This is a genomic window from Qiania dongpingensis, assembly GCF_014337195.1.
GTDB classification, from domain to species: domain Bacteria; phylum Bacillota; class Clostridia; order Lachnospirales; family Lachnospiraceae; genus Lientehia; species Lientehia dongpingensis.
Genome location: NZ_CP060634.1, coordinates 2,334,892 through 2,348,912, shown reverse-complemented (window position 1 = coordinate 2,348,912; position 14,021 = coordinate 2,334,892). Strand labels below are relative to the sequence as shown.

The 14,021-nt window shown below is 50.7% G+C and carries 12 protein-coding genes and 1 pseudogene; 1 reads left to right on the top strand and 12 read right to left on the bottom strand.

Annotated elements, in window-relative coordinates; translation table 11 throughout:
• Position 1: 1 nt before the first annotated feature.
• From H9Q78_RS11000 to H9Q78_RS10980, 5 genes and pseudogenes are all read right to left on the bottom strand, one after another.
• Positions 2 to 3,370: an LPD28 domain-containing protein gene (locus H9Q78_RS11000; RefSeq protein WP_195232507.1), complete on the bottom strand. Its 3,369-nt coding sequence runs from the start codon at positions 3,368 to 3,370 to the stop codon at positions 2 to 4.
• A 6-nt stretch (positions 3,371 to 3,376) separates the two neighbouring features.
• On the bottom strand, positions 3,377 to 3,655 hold the full coding sequence (locus H9Q78_RS10995; RefSeq protein ID WP_120094612.1) for an immunoglobulin: 279 nt from the start codon (positions 3,653 to 3,655) through the stop codon (positions 3,377 to 3,379).
• Positions 3,652 to 4,347 (bottom strand): annotated as a pseudogene (locus H9Q78_RS10990) (DNA topoisomerase); the annotation flags it as partial. The gene H9Q78_RS10995 and the pseudogene H9Q78_RS10990, both read right to left, overlap by 4 nt.
• A 10-nt stretch (positions 4,348 to 4,357) precedes the next feature.
• The gene (locus tag H9Q78_RS10985) at positions 4,358 to 4,561 is read right to left on the bottom strand and encodes a transposon-encoded TnpW family protein (RefSeq protein WP_249301731.1); all 204 of its coding nucleotides are present in this window, start codon (positions 4,559 to 4,561) and stop codon (positions 4,358 to 4,360) included.
• Positions 4,562 to 4,678: 117 nt separating this feature from the next.
• Entirely contained in the window at positions 4,679 to 6,580 is a 1,902-nt protein-coding gene (locus tag H9Q78_RS10980; RefSeq protein WP_249301729.1) for an AAA family ATPase, read from the bottom strand.
• A gap of 91 nt (positions 6,581 to 6,671) precedes the next feature.
• On the opposite strand from H9Q78_RS10980, the gene H9Q78_RS10975 reads away from it, so the two are divergent.
• Positions 6,672 to 7,070, top strand: a complete 399-nt coding sequence (locus H9Q78_RS10975; RefSeq protein WP_249301727.1) for a cytidine deaminase family protein — start codon at positions 6,672 to 6,674, stop codon at positions 7,068 to 7,070.
• Positions 7,071 to 7,142: 72 nt separating this feature from the next.
• On the opposite strand, the gene mobQ is transcribed toward H9Q78_RS10975, so the two are convergent.
• The 7 genes from mobQ to H9Q78_RS10940 form a co-directional block, all read right to left on the bottom strand.
• On the bottom strand, positions 7,143 to 8,708 hold the full coding sequence (mobQ, locus tag H9Q78_RS10970) for a MobQ family relaxase (RefSeq protein ID WP_330595158.1): 1,566 nt from the start codon (positions 8,706 to 8,708) through the stop codon (positions 7,143 to 7,145).
• A 192-nt stretch (positions 8,709 to 8,900) separates the two neighbouring features.
• Complete coding sequence (locus H9Q78_RS10965; protein WP_249301726.1) at positions 8,901 to 9,194, bottom strand: DUF3847 domain-containing protein; 294 nt, start codon at positions 9,192 to 9,194, stop codon at positions 8,901 to 8,903.
• A 100-nt stretch (positions 9,195 to 9,294) separates the two neighbouring features.
• A complete protein-coding gene (locus H9Q78_RS10960; protein ID WP_249301723.1) occupies positions 9,295 to 10,668 on the bottom strand; it encodes a hypothetical protein in 1,374 nt (457 codons plus the stop codon).
• Positions 10,665 to 11,225 (bottom strand): RNA polymerase sigma factor, encoded by a 561-nt coding sequence (locus H9Q78_RS10955; protein ID WP_249301721.1) that lies wholly within the window; start codon positions 11,223 to 11,225, stop codon positions 10,665 to 10,667. Before H9Q78_RS10955 ends, H9Q78_RS10960 begins: the two co-directional genes overlap by 4 nt.
• 85 nt (positions 11,226 to 11,310) lie before the next feature.
• Positions 11,311 to 11,625, bottom strand: coding sequence for a hypothetical protein (locus tag H9Q78_RS10950; RefSeq protein WP_249301718.1), 315 nt, complete (start codon positions 11,623 to 11,625; stop codon positions 11,311 to 11,313).
• A gap of 171 nt (positions 11,626 to 11,796) precedes the next feature.
• Positions 11,797 to 12,123 (bottom strand): TnpV protein, encoded by a 327-nt coding sequence (locus tag H9Q78_RS10945; protein WP_249301716.1) that lies wholly within the window; start codon positions 12,121 to 12,123, stop codon positions 11,797 to 11,799.
• Positions 12,120 to 13,991 carry a recombinase family protein gene (locus H9Q78_RS10940; protein ID WP_249301714.1) on the bottom strand — a complete coding sequence of 624 codons (1,872 nt, stop codon included), beginning with the start codon at positions 13,989 to 13,991 and terminating at the stop codon, positions 12,120 to 12,122. The genes H9Q78_RS10945 and H9Q78_RS10940 overlap by 4 nt, the downstream gene beginning before the upstream one ends.
• Positions 13,992 to 14,021 lie beyond the last annotated feature (30 nt).

The following is a 14,021-nucleotide window of genomic DNA, read 5'->3' as shown; positions in this document are numbered from 1 at the left end:
ATCAAATCTCCCTTTCCGCACTCTTTTTTGGCGCTATCTTTTTGTGTTCTGCCTTGGGCTGGCTTTTCAGCTGCTCCATGACGGACTTTTTCTTTTCCCGTTCCTCCCGATGGGCAGCGGCAGCCAAATCCATGAGGGAAATGGGCTGACCGTTGCGGGCCTGCTGTTCCAGCTCTGCCACCGTAGGCTCTTTTGCGCCATTGTTGATGATACCGTCGATCATGCCATAATCGTCCTCCAGGGCCATTTCCGCATTTTTCAGCGGGTTTTCTGGCAGGAATCCGGGGATCTGGGTAAAACCAACGCTGTCACAGTAATGACAGGATACCTTACCGTCCTGTCTGATTGCAACGATGTCGCTGACGCTCATGGAGGGACTGTGAAAGTCCACGGGTTTTTCCAGATTGAATTGCTGATAGAGTTTTTCCAACTGCTCCGGCACAGTGCCAGACTCCCTCAGAGGAGCTGTGTAAATGAGGTCATAATTGCTGCGGTCTATGGAAATGTCATGGGACTTTAACCAATCCAGATTCATAAAGCGCACATTCTGCGGATCGTCACGGCTCACCTGATAGATGGCAAAGCAATCTCTGTTCTGAGAGAGAAATGCCTGTTCGCGTTCCTGCTGATGTTCCTGACGCTCCATGACCTTTTCGTGGAACTGAGGGCTTTTCTCCCATTCCTCATGGTCCACACCGAAAAGACCGCCATGATCCATGATTTCCTGCGGGTCAAACACCATGCTCTCCGTATTGTCCTCATGCAGCACATAGACGGTCAAACCGGCGGCATCCAGTTCCAGCGCCCGTTCTCTGGTAACAGGGAGCATCCCATCATAGGAGTAGCCATATTCCTGCATATCCGGTGTGGATACCTGCTCATCCGGCATGGGGTATTCATCCAGTGCCTGCTCCTGCGCTTCCGGCAGCTGGGAAGAAGCGGTCATCTGACTTGCCTCTGCCTGCATCTGCTCATAAGCAGCTTCCTGCAAGGTCTCAACCATAGACAAGGGAGCGCGTCTGAGCGAAGTGCTGTCCAGATCGTTATCATCACAAATCTGGAGAACTACCTTCATGCAGGAAAGCTCCGGCATATCCAGCTGACCACCATCCAGCTCTTTCATGGACGCAGCATCGTAAAGAGTGTAGTCCCATCCGCTGTCACAAGGTTGGATATGAAGATAGGTAGTATCGTTGATCAGAAACAAAGCCTCCTGCTGGTTGGCGTCCGCTCCCAGCACCTCCATTTCCGGCATGGCCGCAGCCAGTTCCTTTACCGCTTTTTGCACCAACGGATTATCACGGTAATAGTCGATTGCCTGAATGGTGTCCAGGTCAATGGTCTGCCCGGTCAAAATCGGAAAAGGTCCTTCATAGTCGCTTCCATCTTTCAGCTCAAAGCCAATGCCCTTGATCCCATTCATTCGCTCTGCCGGAATCTCCTGATAAATGCGTACAGCTTCCTCCAAAGACAGGTTATCGTGGTATTCTCCGAGGTTTGGAAACTCCATGCACTCTGCTACATAGTAGGTTAGATTGCCGGTCGGCTGCTCTATCGGGGCGGTTTCCGACTCTGCCTTTGCATGGGGATCAATCCCACGCTCTTTGCATATTTCCTTATAGTGGCGCTCAATGTCAGAGATCAAAGTGCCGGAGGTTTTGTTGATGGTCTCCAAACTGGCTCTCAGTTCTTTCAGTTCCTTGCCCTGACTCCAGCTTGCAATATAGCCGAAGCTGTTTTCTCCGGTCTCGATGCCAAAATATTTGCAGACTGCGTAGGAGATGCTTTCAGCCTCCACTTCCTCCGTGTGGCGGTCTTTCCTATGTTCTTGCAAAAACTGGGTGAGGGTAGAAAAGCCGCCAACAAAATTCAGCCCTTCTTCCTCGGTCAGCATCAGGCGTCCATCTTCCGCCAACTCCAGCGGCTCTGTCAGCAGAACGGAACCTGCATGGTTTACAACTACTTGTTCTTCTACACAGACCGGCTCTCCGGGGTCGTAGTCAGAACCGCGCAGGTCATAGTAATAAACGCCCTCCGGCAGATTATCACGGGCAATCCGCCCATTGGAGAACAGACCGGGTTTATCAAACAGCTCGATCTCCTGATATTGCTCGTCATTGGCAATCTGAATCTTTTTCTGATTGTGGAGCTTGCTGTGGGCAATCTCGTGTACTGTGGCCGAAACCGTCTGCACCTCACTCATGCCCTGACGAATGGCGATTTTCTGATGATCGGCAGAAAAATAGCCGTCCGTATCGGCGGCCATTGCTTCAAAAGTGATCGGCACCAGCGCACTGCGGCGCAGAGCCTCCATGAATGCCTCATAATTTGGCACATTGCCGGAAAGGGAGGAAGCAAGCTCAGGCAAAGGTTTCCCGTCGGTCTGGCTCACATCAAAGACCTTGACCGGGCGAAACATGGGGATCTCGATTTCTTTTTCCTCTGTGACGATCTTTCCGTCTTTATCCAAAATCGGAGCCTTGGTATCCGGGTCCAGTTTCTGCTCCTCGATTTTCTTCTTATATGGTGTGGGAGCAATGATGGTAATGCCATGCTCGCCCTTTTTTACATGACGCTCAAACTGGTCTTTCCACTTATTGTATCCGGCTACCAATGTAGCGTCCGGCTTCTGCATATAGATGAGCATGGTGTTGTTTACCGAATAGCGGTGGAAGCGGGACATGACGGACAGATAGCGCATATACTTTTCACTCTCAAACAGTTCCTTGATCCCCTGCTCGATGCCATCTGTGATTTCCCTTAGCCGCTCTCGGTTGGTGGGTTTGTTCTCAGCCATGATTTTCAATCTCCTTTCCAAGTGTGTGATTTCTGCTGTGTGTTCTGCAATCCATGCCTTTTGTTCTTCTTCACTTTCATAAAGAAAAAGGTCCAACAGGTACTCTACATAGGTTTTCTTCTGGATTGCTTCCACAAAACGGGGGTGCGGTTCTTCCTCCGGTGTCCGGGGAGAATTGTCGGCCTCCCATTTTTTCAGCAGATAGTAGTAATCGGACAGTACGCGATAACACCGCTGCCGGTCCTCCCGAAACTTTTGTGCCTCTGTTTTCTGCCGGACATATCTCCTACGGGGAGGGGCCTGACTGTCATAGATCAGGCCAAAGTCCTGTGCCAGTTTCTCCGCCGCTTCTTTTGTGGAGAGGTCAAAGAGCTTTGCGGTAAAGTCGATCACATCCCCATCTTCACCGCAGCCAAAGCAGTGGAACCGCTGGTCTACCTTCATGCTTGGGTTCTTATCATCGTGAAAGGGACAACAGGCCATGCCATTTCGTTTGACCTCGATCCCATAAAACGCTGCCGCATCTCTGGTGCTGACCGACTGCTTGACTGCTTCAAATACATTCTCTGCCATGTGCCTTTAACTGCTGGACTTTCTCACAGGGGGCTGGTATCCGGCAGCTTTCGCCCGTTCACTGGCAGCTTTGCGGCGTTCTGCGCTGTATGGCTCTCGGACTGATACACACCGCTTAGGAACGGTAAAGTTATGGGCGTCCTTTCGGGTGATCTGGTCGGGGTGCTTTTTTGCCAGCAGTTCCAGCTTCTCCATCAGACGGGGATCATGGGTATAGATCTCAGCCATTGGTTCTGCCTGGTTATAGAGGAGAATGGTTTCCCGTTCCACTAAAGAGAGCTTCATCGGCTGCCTCCTTTCCGCTGGTCAAATTCCAGCTTGAAGTTGGCGTATTGTCCATCGTCCTCCAAAACCACAGCGGCATCGTAGGTCTTTCCGGTTTTCTCCGAATATAGGCCCGTCACACGGACACGGCCATCGTTAAGCAGTGCAGACACCACAGCCTTGGTCGGCTGTTTTTTCTTGGCAGCCCACCATTTGTTATTTTTCCAGATTGCAAATTTGCAAGAATCATTCTGACAGAAGAAGCCTTTTTGCAGTTCTGCAACTTCACCGCCGCAGCGAGGGCATTTGCCCACCACCTCACGGGGCGGAGTGAACAGGTACTCAGTTCCCTTGATGACCTGATAAGTTCCCACCAAGTCTTTCAGCATGGTGCTGATCCCGTCCAAAAACTCCTCTGGGGCAAGCTGCCCGCGCTCGATCTCGCCCAGTCGGTACTCCCACTCGGCAGTCAGAAGCGGCGATTGCAGTTGTTCCGGCAGAACGGTGATCAGGGAAACTGCATCGTGGGAAGGGAGAAGCTGCACCGTTTTCCTGCTCTTTTTTCGTTCCAGAAAACCGGCAGATACCAGCTTTTCCAAAATACCGGCACGGGTGGCCGGTGTCCCCAGACCTTTTCGCTCGGCATCCTCCGGCATATCCTCTTTTCCGGCAGTCTCCATCGCGGACAACAGGGTGTCCTCTGATACGTTTTGTCAAGGGTGTTTAAGAAATTTTTTCGCTATCATTCAAAATAAGCCGCTTGATTTTGTCGCTCATGGTTTCTTTGCTCGTTTCGCTGAAATGGATTTTAACGCGGTAGGTGGTTTTCCCGATTTTCTTTATCATAACGGGCTGCGGGGCCTCCTTTACGGTCAGAGGGGAAGCGGCTGCGGTGGTGCTGTCGGTCTTGCGGGTTTCATTGTTCATAGGCTCTCCTTTCATAGAAAAAAGCCCTCATGCGGCTGCTGCACAAGGGCTGGTGTCAGTTATTCAAAATCTGAAAGTGCGAAAGTGCAAGGTGCAAAGGCTCTGCGTTTTGCACTTTCAGATTGCGGTTTCGGGCTGGTGCTTCTTCTTGATGAAGTTGTACCATTGACCGCCGACGCGCCTTGCGCCCAGAATATCGCTCATATTGCGCTTGGCGTTCTGTACCGTCCTCTCGGATATTCCGGCTTGGGCGGCGGCTTTTACTATTTCCTCGCTGGCAAGCTCCTTTCCGTCCACCAGTAGGTCAAGTATCAGCTTTTCCGCCTGTTCGGTCTTAGTGGCGGTGTTGCCGCCCGCGCCGGATAGCAGTTCATCAGCGGTTATATCATATTCGCCTATCCATGAAAAGCCCGTATCGGGGTCAAGGCAAAAGGCTACGGGCTTCCCCTCCGGCGCAAGGGAAGATTTGTCATGGATAATGACGCGCACATTCGGCTCACGCTTCACGCGCCCGATTAAAAGCACGCTCCGGGCGGCGGCTCTAAAGTCGATAGAGCCTAAGCCCCGGTATGCGCTCTGTCCTCCGGCTGCTTTGTTCAGGTGTCCGATAAGGATAACCGCGCACCCTGTACGCTCCGCAACTTCGGCAAGGCGGCGAAAAATGGGGCGTACCTCGTTAGCCTTGTTCATGTCGGCTTTCTCGCCCATGTACGCCTGTATGGGGTCAAGGATAATCAGACGCGCCCCGTTCTGGACGATTGCTTTCTCTATGCGCCCGTCGGATAGGGTAAGCTCCCGCTTGGCTTCATCAATCACAAGCACGCGGTCAAGGTCTGCGGCGGCTTCTATCAGTCGGGGCTTGACGGTATCGCCCAGCCCGTCCTCGGCGGTCTGGTAAATCACTTGAAAGGGCGGCATGGGCTTCATGCCCGGCAGCGTCCCCCCGGTGGTGCAGGCGGCGGCAAGGCGCAAGGCAAAGGTGGTCTTTCCCTCGCCGGGGTTGCCCTGTACTATTGTAACTTTCCCAAAGGGGATATAAGGCTCCCACAACCATTCTACGGCTTGGGTGTCCACCTCGCTCATGCGGATAATCTCGACGGTTTCCTCCGGCTGCGGCTCTTTCAGTCCATAGACGGCTTCCCGGAGATATTTCCCGTCTGTGATTTCTCCCCGGCGCGTCTGTACCTCGTTCCAGTCCTTGAAAAGAGGGATAAGGCGGTGGACGGTCAAGCCCTCCGGCATGAGCTTCACAAGGCGGCTGCAAGCGTCGTTTCCGGCTTGGTCGCTATCAAGGCAGAGGTACACGGTCTTGATGTTGGGGCGGTCAGAGAGGAAGCGTAAAAGGGCTTTCTCGCCCACGCCGCCCAACGCCAGATAGCTTTGCTTCTGCCAGTCCTTTTTGAACAGACAGAGGAAAGATAACAGGTCAATGGGTGCTTCAAAGACAAACAATCTTTCGCCCTCGCCGCGATAGCAGAAGTTAAAGGCTTTGTCGCTGCCTTTCACGTCAAGCCGGAAGCTCCCGGCTGTGCCGCGCTGGTGGGCGTATCGCGGTACGCCGCTTTCATCTCTGCCGACAAATACGGCGTTATGGTGGGCGGCTTCCTCGTAAATATTCCCGGTGGAAAAGAAAAAGCCCGTCACATCTTCATCAATGCGGCGGGCTGCTGTGAGGTAGTTCCTCGCTGTGCTGTTGTCGGGGCTGCGGGGCGGCAGTCGGAAGTCAGAGAGGGGCGCGGGGCTTGGTCTGTCCGGCGGCGGTGCTGCGCCTTTTTCTCCTGTGAGAAGTTCCACGGCTTCGGTAAAGCTCTTTCCGTAAAACTCCATGACAAAATCAATGGGTGCGCCGCCCTTGCTCTGGCTGTGGCGATACCATTTGTTTCCCCGGACAGTCAAGCTGTCGTGCCGCTTCCAGCGGTATTCGTTTCCGGCGCGGGTAAGCTGTTCGCCCTGTCCTTGCAGAAAAGAAACAAGGTCGGCGGCGTTTGCCCGGTCTATCTGTTCTTGGGTGTAATACATAGTTTTGATACCTCGCTTTCTGTGGTTGAATTGTTTATGGTTTTCAAGTATAATGAAACCGACAAATTTGTATTTGAGGAGACCTAATATTATGTGGAACAAATTATATAATGCAGCAGTTAATGTACAAAATAGTCGAACAATTTCCCCTTTTATAGAGGCAGGAGGAGTTGCGGCAGCTATTCTTACTAAGCAAGGAAATATTTATGTTGGTGTTTGTATTGATACTGCGTCAACACTTGGAATGTGCGCGGAAAGAAATGCTATTGCCAATATGATTACAAATGGCGAGAGCCAGATTGATAAAGTTGTAGCAGTAATGCCTGATGGTCGGGTTGGTTCTCCTTGCGGTGCTTGTCGCGAGTATATGATGCAGTTAGATAAGGATAGCGGAGATATTGAAATTCTTCTTGACCTTGAAACAAATAAAACAGTAAAACTTAAAGAGTTAATCCCAGATTGGTGGGGATACGATAAATTTGGCGAATAGTTCAACAAATTTTAAAATTTACCGGATAGTACATAGGACGGACAAGCCAGACAGTTTGACCGTCCTTTTCCTTTATCGCTCCTGTTTCTGCCGCTTGGCGCGGGTCTGCTCCGGCTGGTCTGCCCGCTGTGCAATCTCCACACACTTTCGGATATTCTGAAGCTCGGCAACCTCGGCGCGGGTTTCTTTGAGCTTCGTATAGTCGGCGGTGTTCTGCGCTTTGAGGGCGGCGCACTCCTTTTTCCATTCCGCGATAGGCAAGGATTTCACGCCTTGCGGCAAGTTGGCGTGAAGATAGCGGCTCGCCGCGTTCCATAGGGCAAGCTCGGTACGGTGGGCTTCCTCGTACTTATCGCGTTTGTTCGTCCAGCCATTTTTCAGCGTTTTCAACTCGTCGTGTACGGGCTTGTATTTCAGATAATTCTCCCCGTATTCAATCAGCTTTTGAAGCTCTTTCATGCGCTTCTCGGCGGCTTTCATGCCCTCACGGATAGCGTCGGATTTCTCACGGACAGAGGAAAGGGAAGCGTCCAGCTCCGCAAGGGTAGAAATACCGCGCCCCGCAAGGAAATTGACCGCCTGTGATACGGTTTTCAGTTCGTCGGCTGCGTGCTGCCTTTGCCAGCTCTGCGAATACTTCCGGCTCTTTTCCCTCTGGACGCTTAGATACTTCATCAGAAGATTTGCAAGGTCGGGAGACTGGGGCGGCTGCGGCTTTTCGGGGGCAGCTTCTTTCTCTGCAAGCAGTCCGGCAATCCATTCTTTGAGGTTGCCGATCTGCGCCCGGATTTCCTTAATCAGTCGGTTTGCCTTGCGGATATTCCGGTTAAGCTCGCCCTTTTCGGTGGCTATGCCTTTCTTCTCCATTTGACAAGCCGCCACGCCCATGTGGACGGTGGGGATTTCATCAATGCCGCGCTCGGCGTTGCTGCGGTGGTCGATACGCTCCGGGCTTCCGGCGCGTTCTAAAAACTCGTTGGAAATATCCGCCCACGCCTTGCGCCAGACAAGCGCGTTCTCTTGGCTGTTCCAACCTGTGAGGTCTACCTTGTGGGTCTTGTATCTGCCACTCGGTAAGCGTATGCGCTCCCCGTTCTCGTCAAGGTCATATTCCTTTTTGGATTTCGCCGCCCATGCGCCGCGCTCGTCAAGGGGTCGCATAGTAAGCATGATATGACAATGGGGGTTGCCGCTGTCGGTGTCGTGAATGGCAAAATCAACGCACATTCCTTTGGAAACAAATTGAGAGGAACAGTATTCCCGGACAAGCCGTATCTGTTCCTCTCTGGATAATTCTACGGGTAGGGCTGCGTCAATCTCCCTTGCAAGCTGCGCGTTCCCGGCTTTCTCGGAAAGCTCCACGCTGTTCCATAGGATAGCGCGGTCAGAGAAAGAGGGCGGGGCATGGGGCGGCAGCATGATTTCGGTATGAATGACGCCGCGTTTCCTTGTGTAGTCATGGGTCATTCCGTCCCACTCATTCGTGATTTTTTCGCCGCTTCGGTAGGCGGCTGCGCCTACGGCAGACTTGCCTTTTCCACGACTGACAATGCTGATGTTACAATGATAAATCGCTATGGGTATCACCTCCGTTAGAGCGATTTCAGACTTGTTGGAAGTGAATAGCTTGCGTAGCAAGGTGTTTGCTTCCGGCAAGTACACTAAGGGGTAGACAGCGTAAGCTGTCGCAGGGGAAGTGTAGCTTCCCCTGTCTGCGGCATAGCCGCCAATCGTAGCGCGGGGGAAAATCCCTGTGCGAAGATTAAGCCCTCGGCAGAGCGCACACGCCCGTAAGGGTGTATAAGTGCGCCCTTAGTTCCTAAGGGACTTTCAGCTTGTCGCTCCCTCGGCTCGTTTTTTCACATATTCCCGCGCTGGCTGGCTCGTCAAGGCAAGCCGGAGAAGCGCGGCTGCTTCCTCGTCGGTCATGTCCTTTGCTTCCGGCACAATGCTTTCAAAGACCGCGCCCCGGACGATAAGGCGGTGGCTGCGTGTCCTGCGTTCCTCTTTGGATAACTTCTGACGCAACATCTTTTCCCGGTTCTCAAACTGCCGGATTTTCTTCTTTCCGTCCTCAATCTCGGCGGTCAGTTTTTCAAGGGTTTTCTCTCTCGGTTTCGTCATGGGTGGTCGCTCCTTTCTGCCTGTCGGCATAGAAAAAGGACAGTCGATTTTCTCGGCTGCCCTTTTAGGTCAGTATTCAATTATGGGTGGCTACAATTATTTAGTTACTGCTTCTAAAGTTAATGCAGCTTTTGTCATGGTATACATTCACAAGCTGGTCGTAAATCCATTGCGCCGATACGCCTTTAGTCGTGACTTCCACAACCACATCTCCATAACGGACACCGAAAGTCATTCTAATTGCGCTTGTGTCGTTGCTCTCATTGATAGAATAGGCTCTGCGGTTGATTGCTTCCAATGTCAGCTCGTCCATATTAAAAATAGGGTGGTCTACAATCTCAAACAATTCTTCCGGTACGGAGTCTGCAAGCGGGAATGAATAAAGGCTTAAATCGTAGTTCTTAGTATCATCAACCGATGTTACTCTGTTTTCCATAGTCGCGTCATAGGAAGATACCCGCCAGCTTATTTCATCAAAGGAATCTTCGCCCTTCGTCCAAAATCCAGAGAGGTAGTTTACAGTTTCATCTTGGTAACGCCGGATTATATCGCTGGTAAAGCCGGACGGTGCTTCGGAAAGCATATAGCCGCCGAAAGGCTCGGAAAGCTGCGCTTCCTCTAAGGTCATAGTTTCATCAACAATGACATTTTGTGCTGCGCGTTTTGCTGCCATATCCTGTGTATTGCTACCCACATCTTTTAATTCGATTAGCTGCTCATAAATCCATTCCGGCGATACGCCCTTGGTTGTAACATCAACAACAATATCCCCATAGCGAACACCAAAAGTCATTCTGATTGCGTCTGTGTCGCTGCTTTCATTGATAGTGTAGGCTCTGCGGCTAACAGCTTCTAATGTCAGTTCATCGATATTAAAAATCGGGTGGTCTACAACCTCGAACAATTCTTCTGGTACGGAATCAGCAAGTGGGAACGGATAAAGGCTTAAATCGTAATTTTGGGTATCATCAACGGATGTTACTCTGTTTTCCATAGTGTCATCATAGGAAGATACCCGCCAGCTTATTTCATCAAAGGAACCCTCGCCTTTCGTCCAAAGTCCAGAAAGATAGTTTGCAGTTTCATCTTGATAACGCCGGATTGTTTCAACAGTAAAGCCGGACGGTGCTTCGGAAAGCATGTAGCCGCCGAAAGGCTCGGAAAGCTGTGCTTCCTCCAATGTCATAGTTTCATCAATGACACTGTTATCGGTCTGCTGTTTGTGCGGCTCCTCCTGTATAGGAGAAATAATCGGGTTACTGGGCTGTGGCGTACCAATATCGCCAATATCGGAAGGCTGCATGAGCTTCGGTACGGTAAATGCTGCGCCTAATGCCAAACAAAGACACGCGGCAAGGGAACCCCACTTCGTCCAGTTGTGTTTCTTGCTGGACTTCTTCTTGTAATGGATTGCTTCATCAATGTACTTGCTGTCAAGCTCACTCATGGCTTCGGAAAACTTCTTAGAGTTCATATAAATACCTCTCTTTCGATTAAATAGTCTTTCATTTTTTGACGGATACGGGTCAGCCGGACGGAGATGTTTTTCTCTGTAAGCCCTACAAACTCGGCTATATCTTTGCAGCTTTCAGAAAACCAATACCGCCGTATGAAGATAACTCGATTTTCAACGGTCAGCGTGTCCAAAAAGTTTTCAATGATACGGGCTAATTCTCTGGCTTCAATCTCCGTTTCAACTGTGTTGGGGTCTGCTATGCAGGCTTCGATTTCCTCCATAGCAATCGTGTAATGGCTGCTTCGTTTGGCTGCTTCCTTTCTGTAATAAATCTTCAATGAAATGTTCCGAACGATTTTACAGACATAGGTCAGCAGCGGGTCAGGCTTCGCCGGGGGAATTGCGTTCCATGTGCCTAAGTAAGCGTCATTCACACATTCCTCCGCGTCCTGTCTGTTGTTCACAATGTTATACGAGAGCTTTTGATAAACTTTGCCGTATTTTATATCCAGTTCCCGTATAGCTTCTTCTGAACGTTGGGAAAAAAGTTCTATGATTTTTTCATCTTCTATCAAATACGCCGCCTCCTTTCCGGCTTCACCCATATACTACGGTTTCAGCGGCAAATACTACATCAAATCCAAAATTTTTTCAAAAAAATTATAGCACATCTTTTTGAATAGGGTGTGTCAAGTTGCCGTATTGTTTCTTTGCCGCTTTGCTGGCGGCTCTGCGCCGTTCTTCGCTGTATGGAGCGGTCAGACGGAAAGAGAAACGCCCCTTTGCAATCTCAAACTCCATGCAACCCGTTTCGGGGTCTGCGTCGGTCTGGCGGCACTGGTCGGAGTGCTGTCCGGCATAGGCGGCAAGCCGCTTCTTTAAGTCGGTGTTGTGGGTGCGGATATAGATTAGTGGGTCTTTCTCGTCAAACCAAATATCGGTGGTCTTTTCCTGTTTTGTAAGTCCTGTTTTCATGCAAGCTCCTTTCTGCGCCCCTGTTACGCAATAGTGGCATTTTTCGGGTGTTTTTTCCGGCTCTTGACTTGGGGGAAACAGCGATTTTGACGATAAAAACCGCCCGGACGGGGAATGTATCGTCGAGGCGGCTGTTATCGCAAGATTTCTGTTTTTTCCGGCTCTTGACCGTCAAACATAGATTAACTCGTGCTTCACGATTTTCTCCGCCTGTGCCTTGCAAGCGTTCATCAGTCCCACCCACGCAAGCGGATCTTTTGCTTTTAATTTCTCGGCAACTCCCGCACTCTTAGCAAGCTGCGACATGATAAGGTCAATCCGGCTTCGGGCGGCTGCGTCAATCTCGGCGCAATGCTCATAGAGCGTTTCACTGGCGGTAAGGGCGGCGTAGAGGTCGGGGCGGTAGCTCTCAAGGTAGGCTTTCCGCAAGCGTCCGTAATGCCCGATATAAGGTGGTCTGGCAGCGTATGTGTTTCCATTGTCAATCAATCTTCTCATGCGATATGTTCTCCTTTCTCGTCTGCGGCAGAGGGAAGCTCTTGGGGCTTCTGCGCCTGTTCCTGTTCCCGCTGCTCTTTCCATTGTCTGCGTTTCTTCTCCATATAGCGGCGGTTATATTCCGCTTTTTTCGCTCTGCGTCGTTCCTGCTCCGCTAATGCGGCTTTTTCTTCCTCTGTCAGTTTGATTTCTTCATGGGGGATTTCCACTTTGCCGACAAAATTAAAGAAAATCTCAACCTCCTGTGTGCGGCTTGCCCCCTTGCCCTCGGCTTGATGAACAAGGATTTTTTCAACAAATTCATTTATCATGGCGGGGGTAAGCTCGGAAAAATCCGTGTACTTTTTTACAAGGTCAAGGAATTTTTCAGCGTTGACAGTTTCCCGGCTTATGCGGTCAAGTTCCTGTTGGTCTTGTGCTATGCTCTCGGTCAAACTCTCTAATTCCGCTTCAAAATCATGTAACATTTGCTCAAAGAGCTTATCAGAAAGTTTACCGTTTACATTGTCCTCATAAAGTTTGCGGATTAAGCGGCTCAATTCGTCAGTCCGCTTTTCGCTGCGCTGTTTCCGCTGCCGGATTGCCTTTGCCGCTTTCGCCTGTCGTTCGCTGGAAGCAGAGCAGACCTGTTCCATAAATGCCGTTTCATTATTCAGCGCATAGTCGCACACTTCTTTGATAGCTTCAAGCAGAAGTTCATTTACAACCGCTGTGCGGATAAGGTGCGTTGTACAGTATCTATCGTAGTGCTGGTTGCCTAAATCATAACGGGAACAGTTGTATTCGTCGCGTTCTGGACGCTTCTTTCCGTTGGGTCGCCCAGCCCAGTCGCGCGCAATTCCCGCCCCGCCCCTGTGGTTATACATTTTCGCTCCGCAATCCGCACAAAACATCAAGCCTGTTAAGGGATTTGCCGCGCCTATGGTGTCCGTCCGGCGTATGGTTTTCCGCAAGCTCTGAACACGCTCCCATGTTTCCCTGTCAATAATGGCTTCCTGCGTATTCTCAAAAATGACTAAATCCTCTTGCGGTGTCATTCTGGAGCGTTTGTCCTTATAGCTTTCTTTATAGGTGCGGAAGTTTACCGTATGCCCCATGTACTCTGGCTTGGATAGAATGTCGGCAACTGTGCCGCCGCGCCATGTGTACCGTTCAGCGGGGTTATAGTTTGATTGATGTTTTCCCACGCCGCGCTGTGCAAGGTAATAGGACGGTCTTTCAATCTTTTCTAAAGCAAGGATACGAGCGATTTCATACGGGCCTTTGCTTTCTAACGCCATGTGGTAAATCCGGCGTACTACCTCGGCGGCTTCCTCGTCGATAATCCAGTGGTCTTTGTCGTTGGGGTCTTTCTTATAGCCATAAATACAATGGCTGTTTGTATGCTTGCCGGACATTCCCCTTGCGCGGAGAACGCTTGTTATTTTGCGGCTGCTGTCGCGCACATACCATTCGTTCATAATGTTCAAAAACGGGGCAAACTCGCTGCTTTCGCGCTTGTCGCTGTCAACTCCGTTTGCTATGGCGATAAATCGGACGCCGCGCTCTTTGAACATGACTTCTGTGTAAAATCCCACTTGCAAATAATCTCTACCGACACGACTTAAATCCTTTACCAGTACATAGCCGATTTCGCCGATTTCAATTCCCGCAATCATGCGTTTCCAGTTCGGACGCTCGAAGTTTGCCCCAGACCAGCCATCGTCGGTAAAGTGGACGCAATTCGTAAATCCATGCTCTCTTGCATAATCTTCAAGCAGCTTCTTTTGGTTGATTATGCTGTTGCTGTCGCCTGTGAGGTCATCGTCGCGGCTCAAACGCTCGTATAATGCGGTTATCTTTCCTGCGTCAGTTTTCCTTGCTTTCATTGAAAATTCTCCTTTCTACGGGCGATTTCT

Excerpts from the sequence above, each read along its gene's own strand:
- H9Q78_RS11000 (WP_195232507.1), bottom strand. The coding sequence starts at position 3,370 with ATGGCAGAGAATGTATTTGAAGCAGTCAAGCAGTCGGTCAGCACCAGA.
- H9Q78_RS10995 (WP_120094612.1), bottom strand. The coding sequence starts at position 3,655 with ATGAAGCTCTCTTTAGTGGAACGGGAAACCATTCTCCTCTATAACCAG.
- H9Q78_RS10985 (WP_249301731.1), bottom strand. The coding sequence starts at position 4,561 with ATGAACAATGAAACCCGCAAGACCGACAGCACCACCGCAGCCGCTTCC.
- H9Q78_RS10980 (WP_249301729.1), bottom strand. The coding sequence starts at position 6,580 with ATGTATTACACCCAAGAACAGATAGACCGGGCAAACGCCGCCGACCTT.
- H9Q78_RS10975 (WP_249301727.1), top strand. The coding sequence starts at position 6,672 with ATGTGGAACAAATTATATAATGCAGCAGTTAATGTACAAAATAGTCGA.
- H9Q78_RS10965 (WP_249301726.1), bottom strand. The coding sequence starts at position 9,194 with ATGACGAAACCGAGAGAGAAAACCCTTGAAAAACTGACCGCCGAGATT.
- H9Q78_RS10960 (WP_249301723.1), bottom strand. The coding sequence starts at position 10,668 with ATGAACTCTAAGAAGTTTTCCGAAGCCATGAGTGAGCTTGACAGCAAG.
- H9Q78_RS10950 (WP_249301718.1), bottom strand. The coding sequence starts at position 11,625 with ATGAAAACAGGACTTACAAAACAGGAAAAGACCACCGATATTTGGTTT.
- H9Q78_RS10945 (WP_249301716.1), bottom strand. The coding sequence starts at position 12,123 with ATGAGAAGATTGATTGACAATGGAAACACATACGCTGCCAGACCACCT.
- H9Q78_RS10940 (WP_249301714.1), bottom strand. The coding sequence starts at position 13,991 with ATGAAAGCAAGGAAAACTGACGCAGGAAAGATAACCGCATTATACGAG.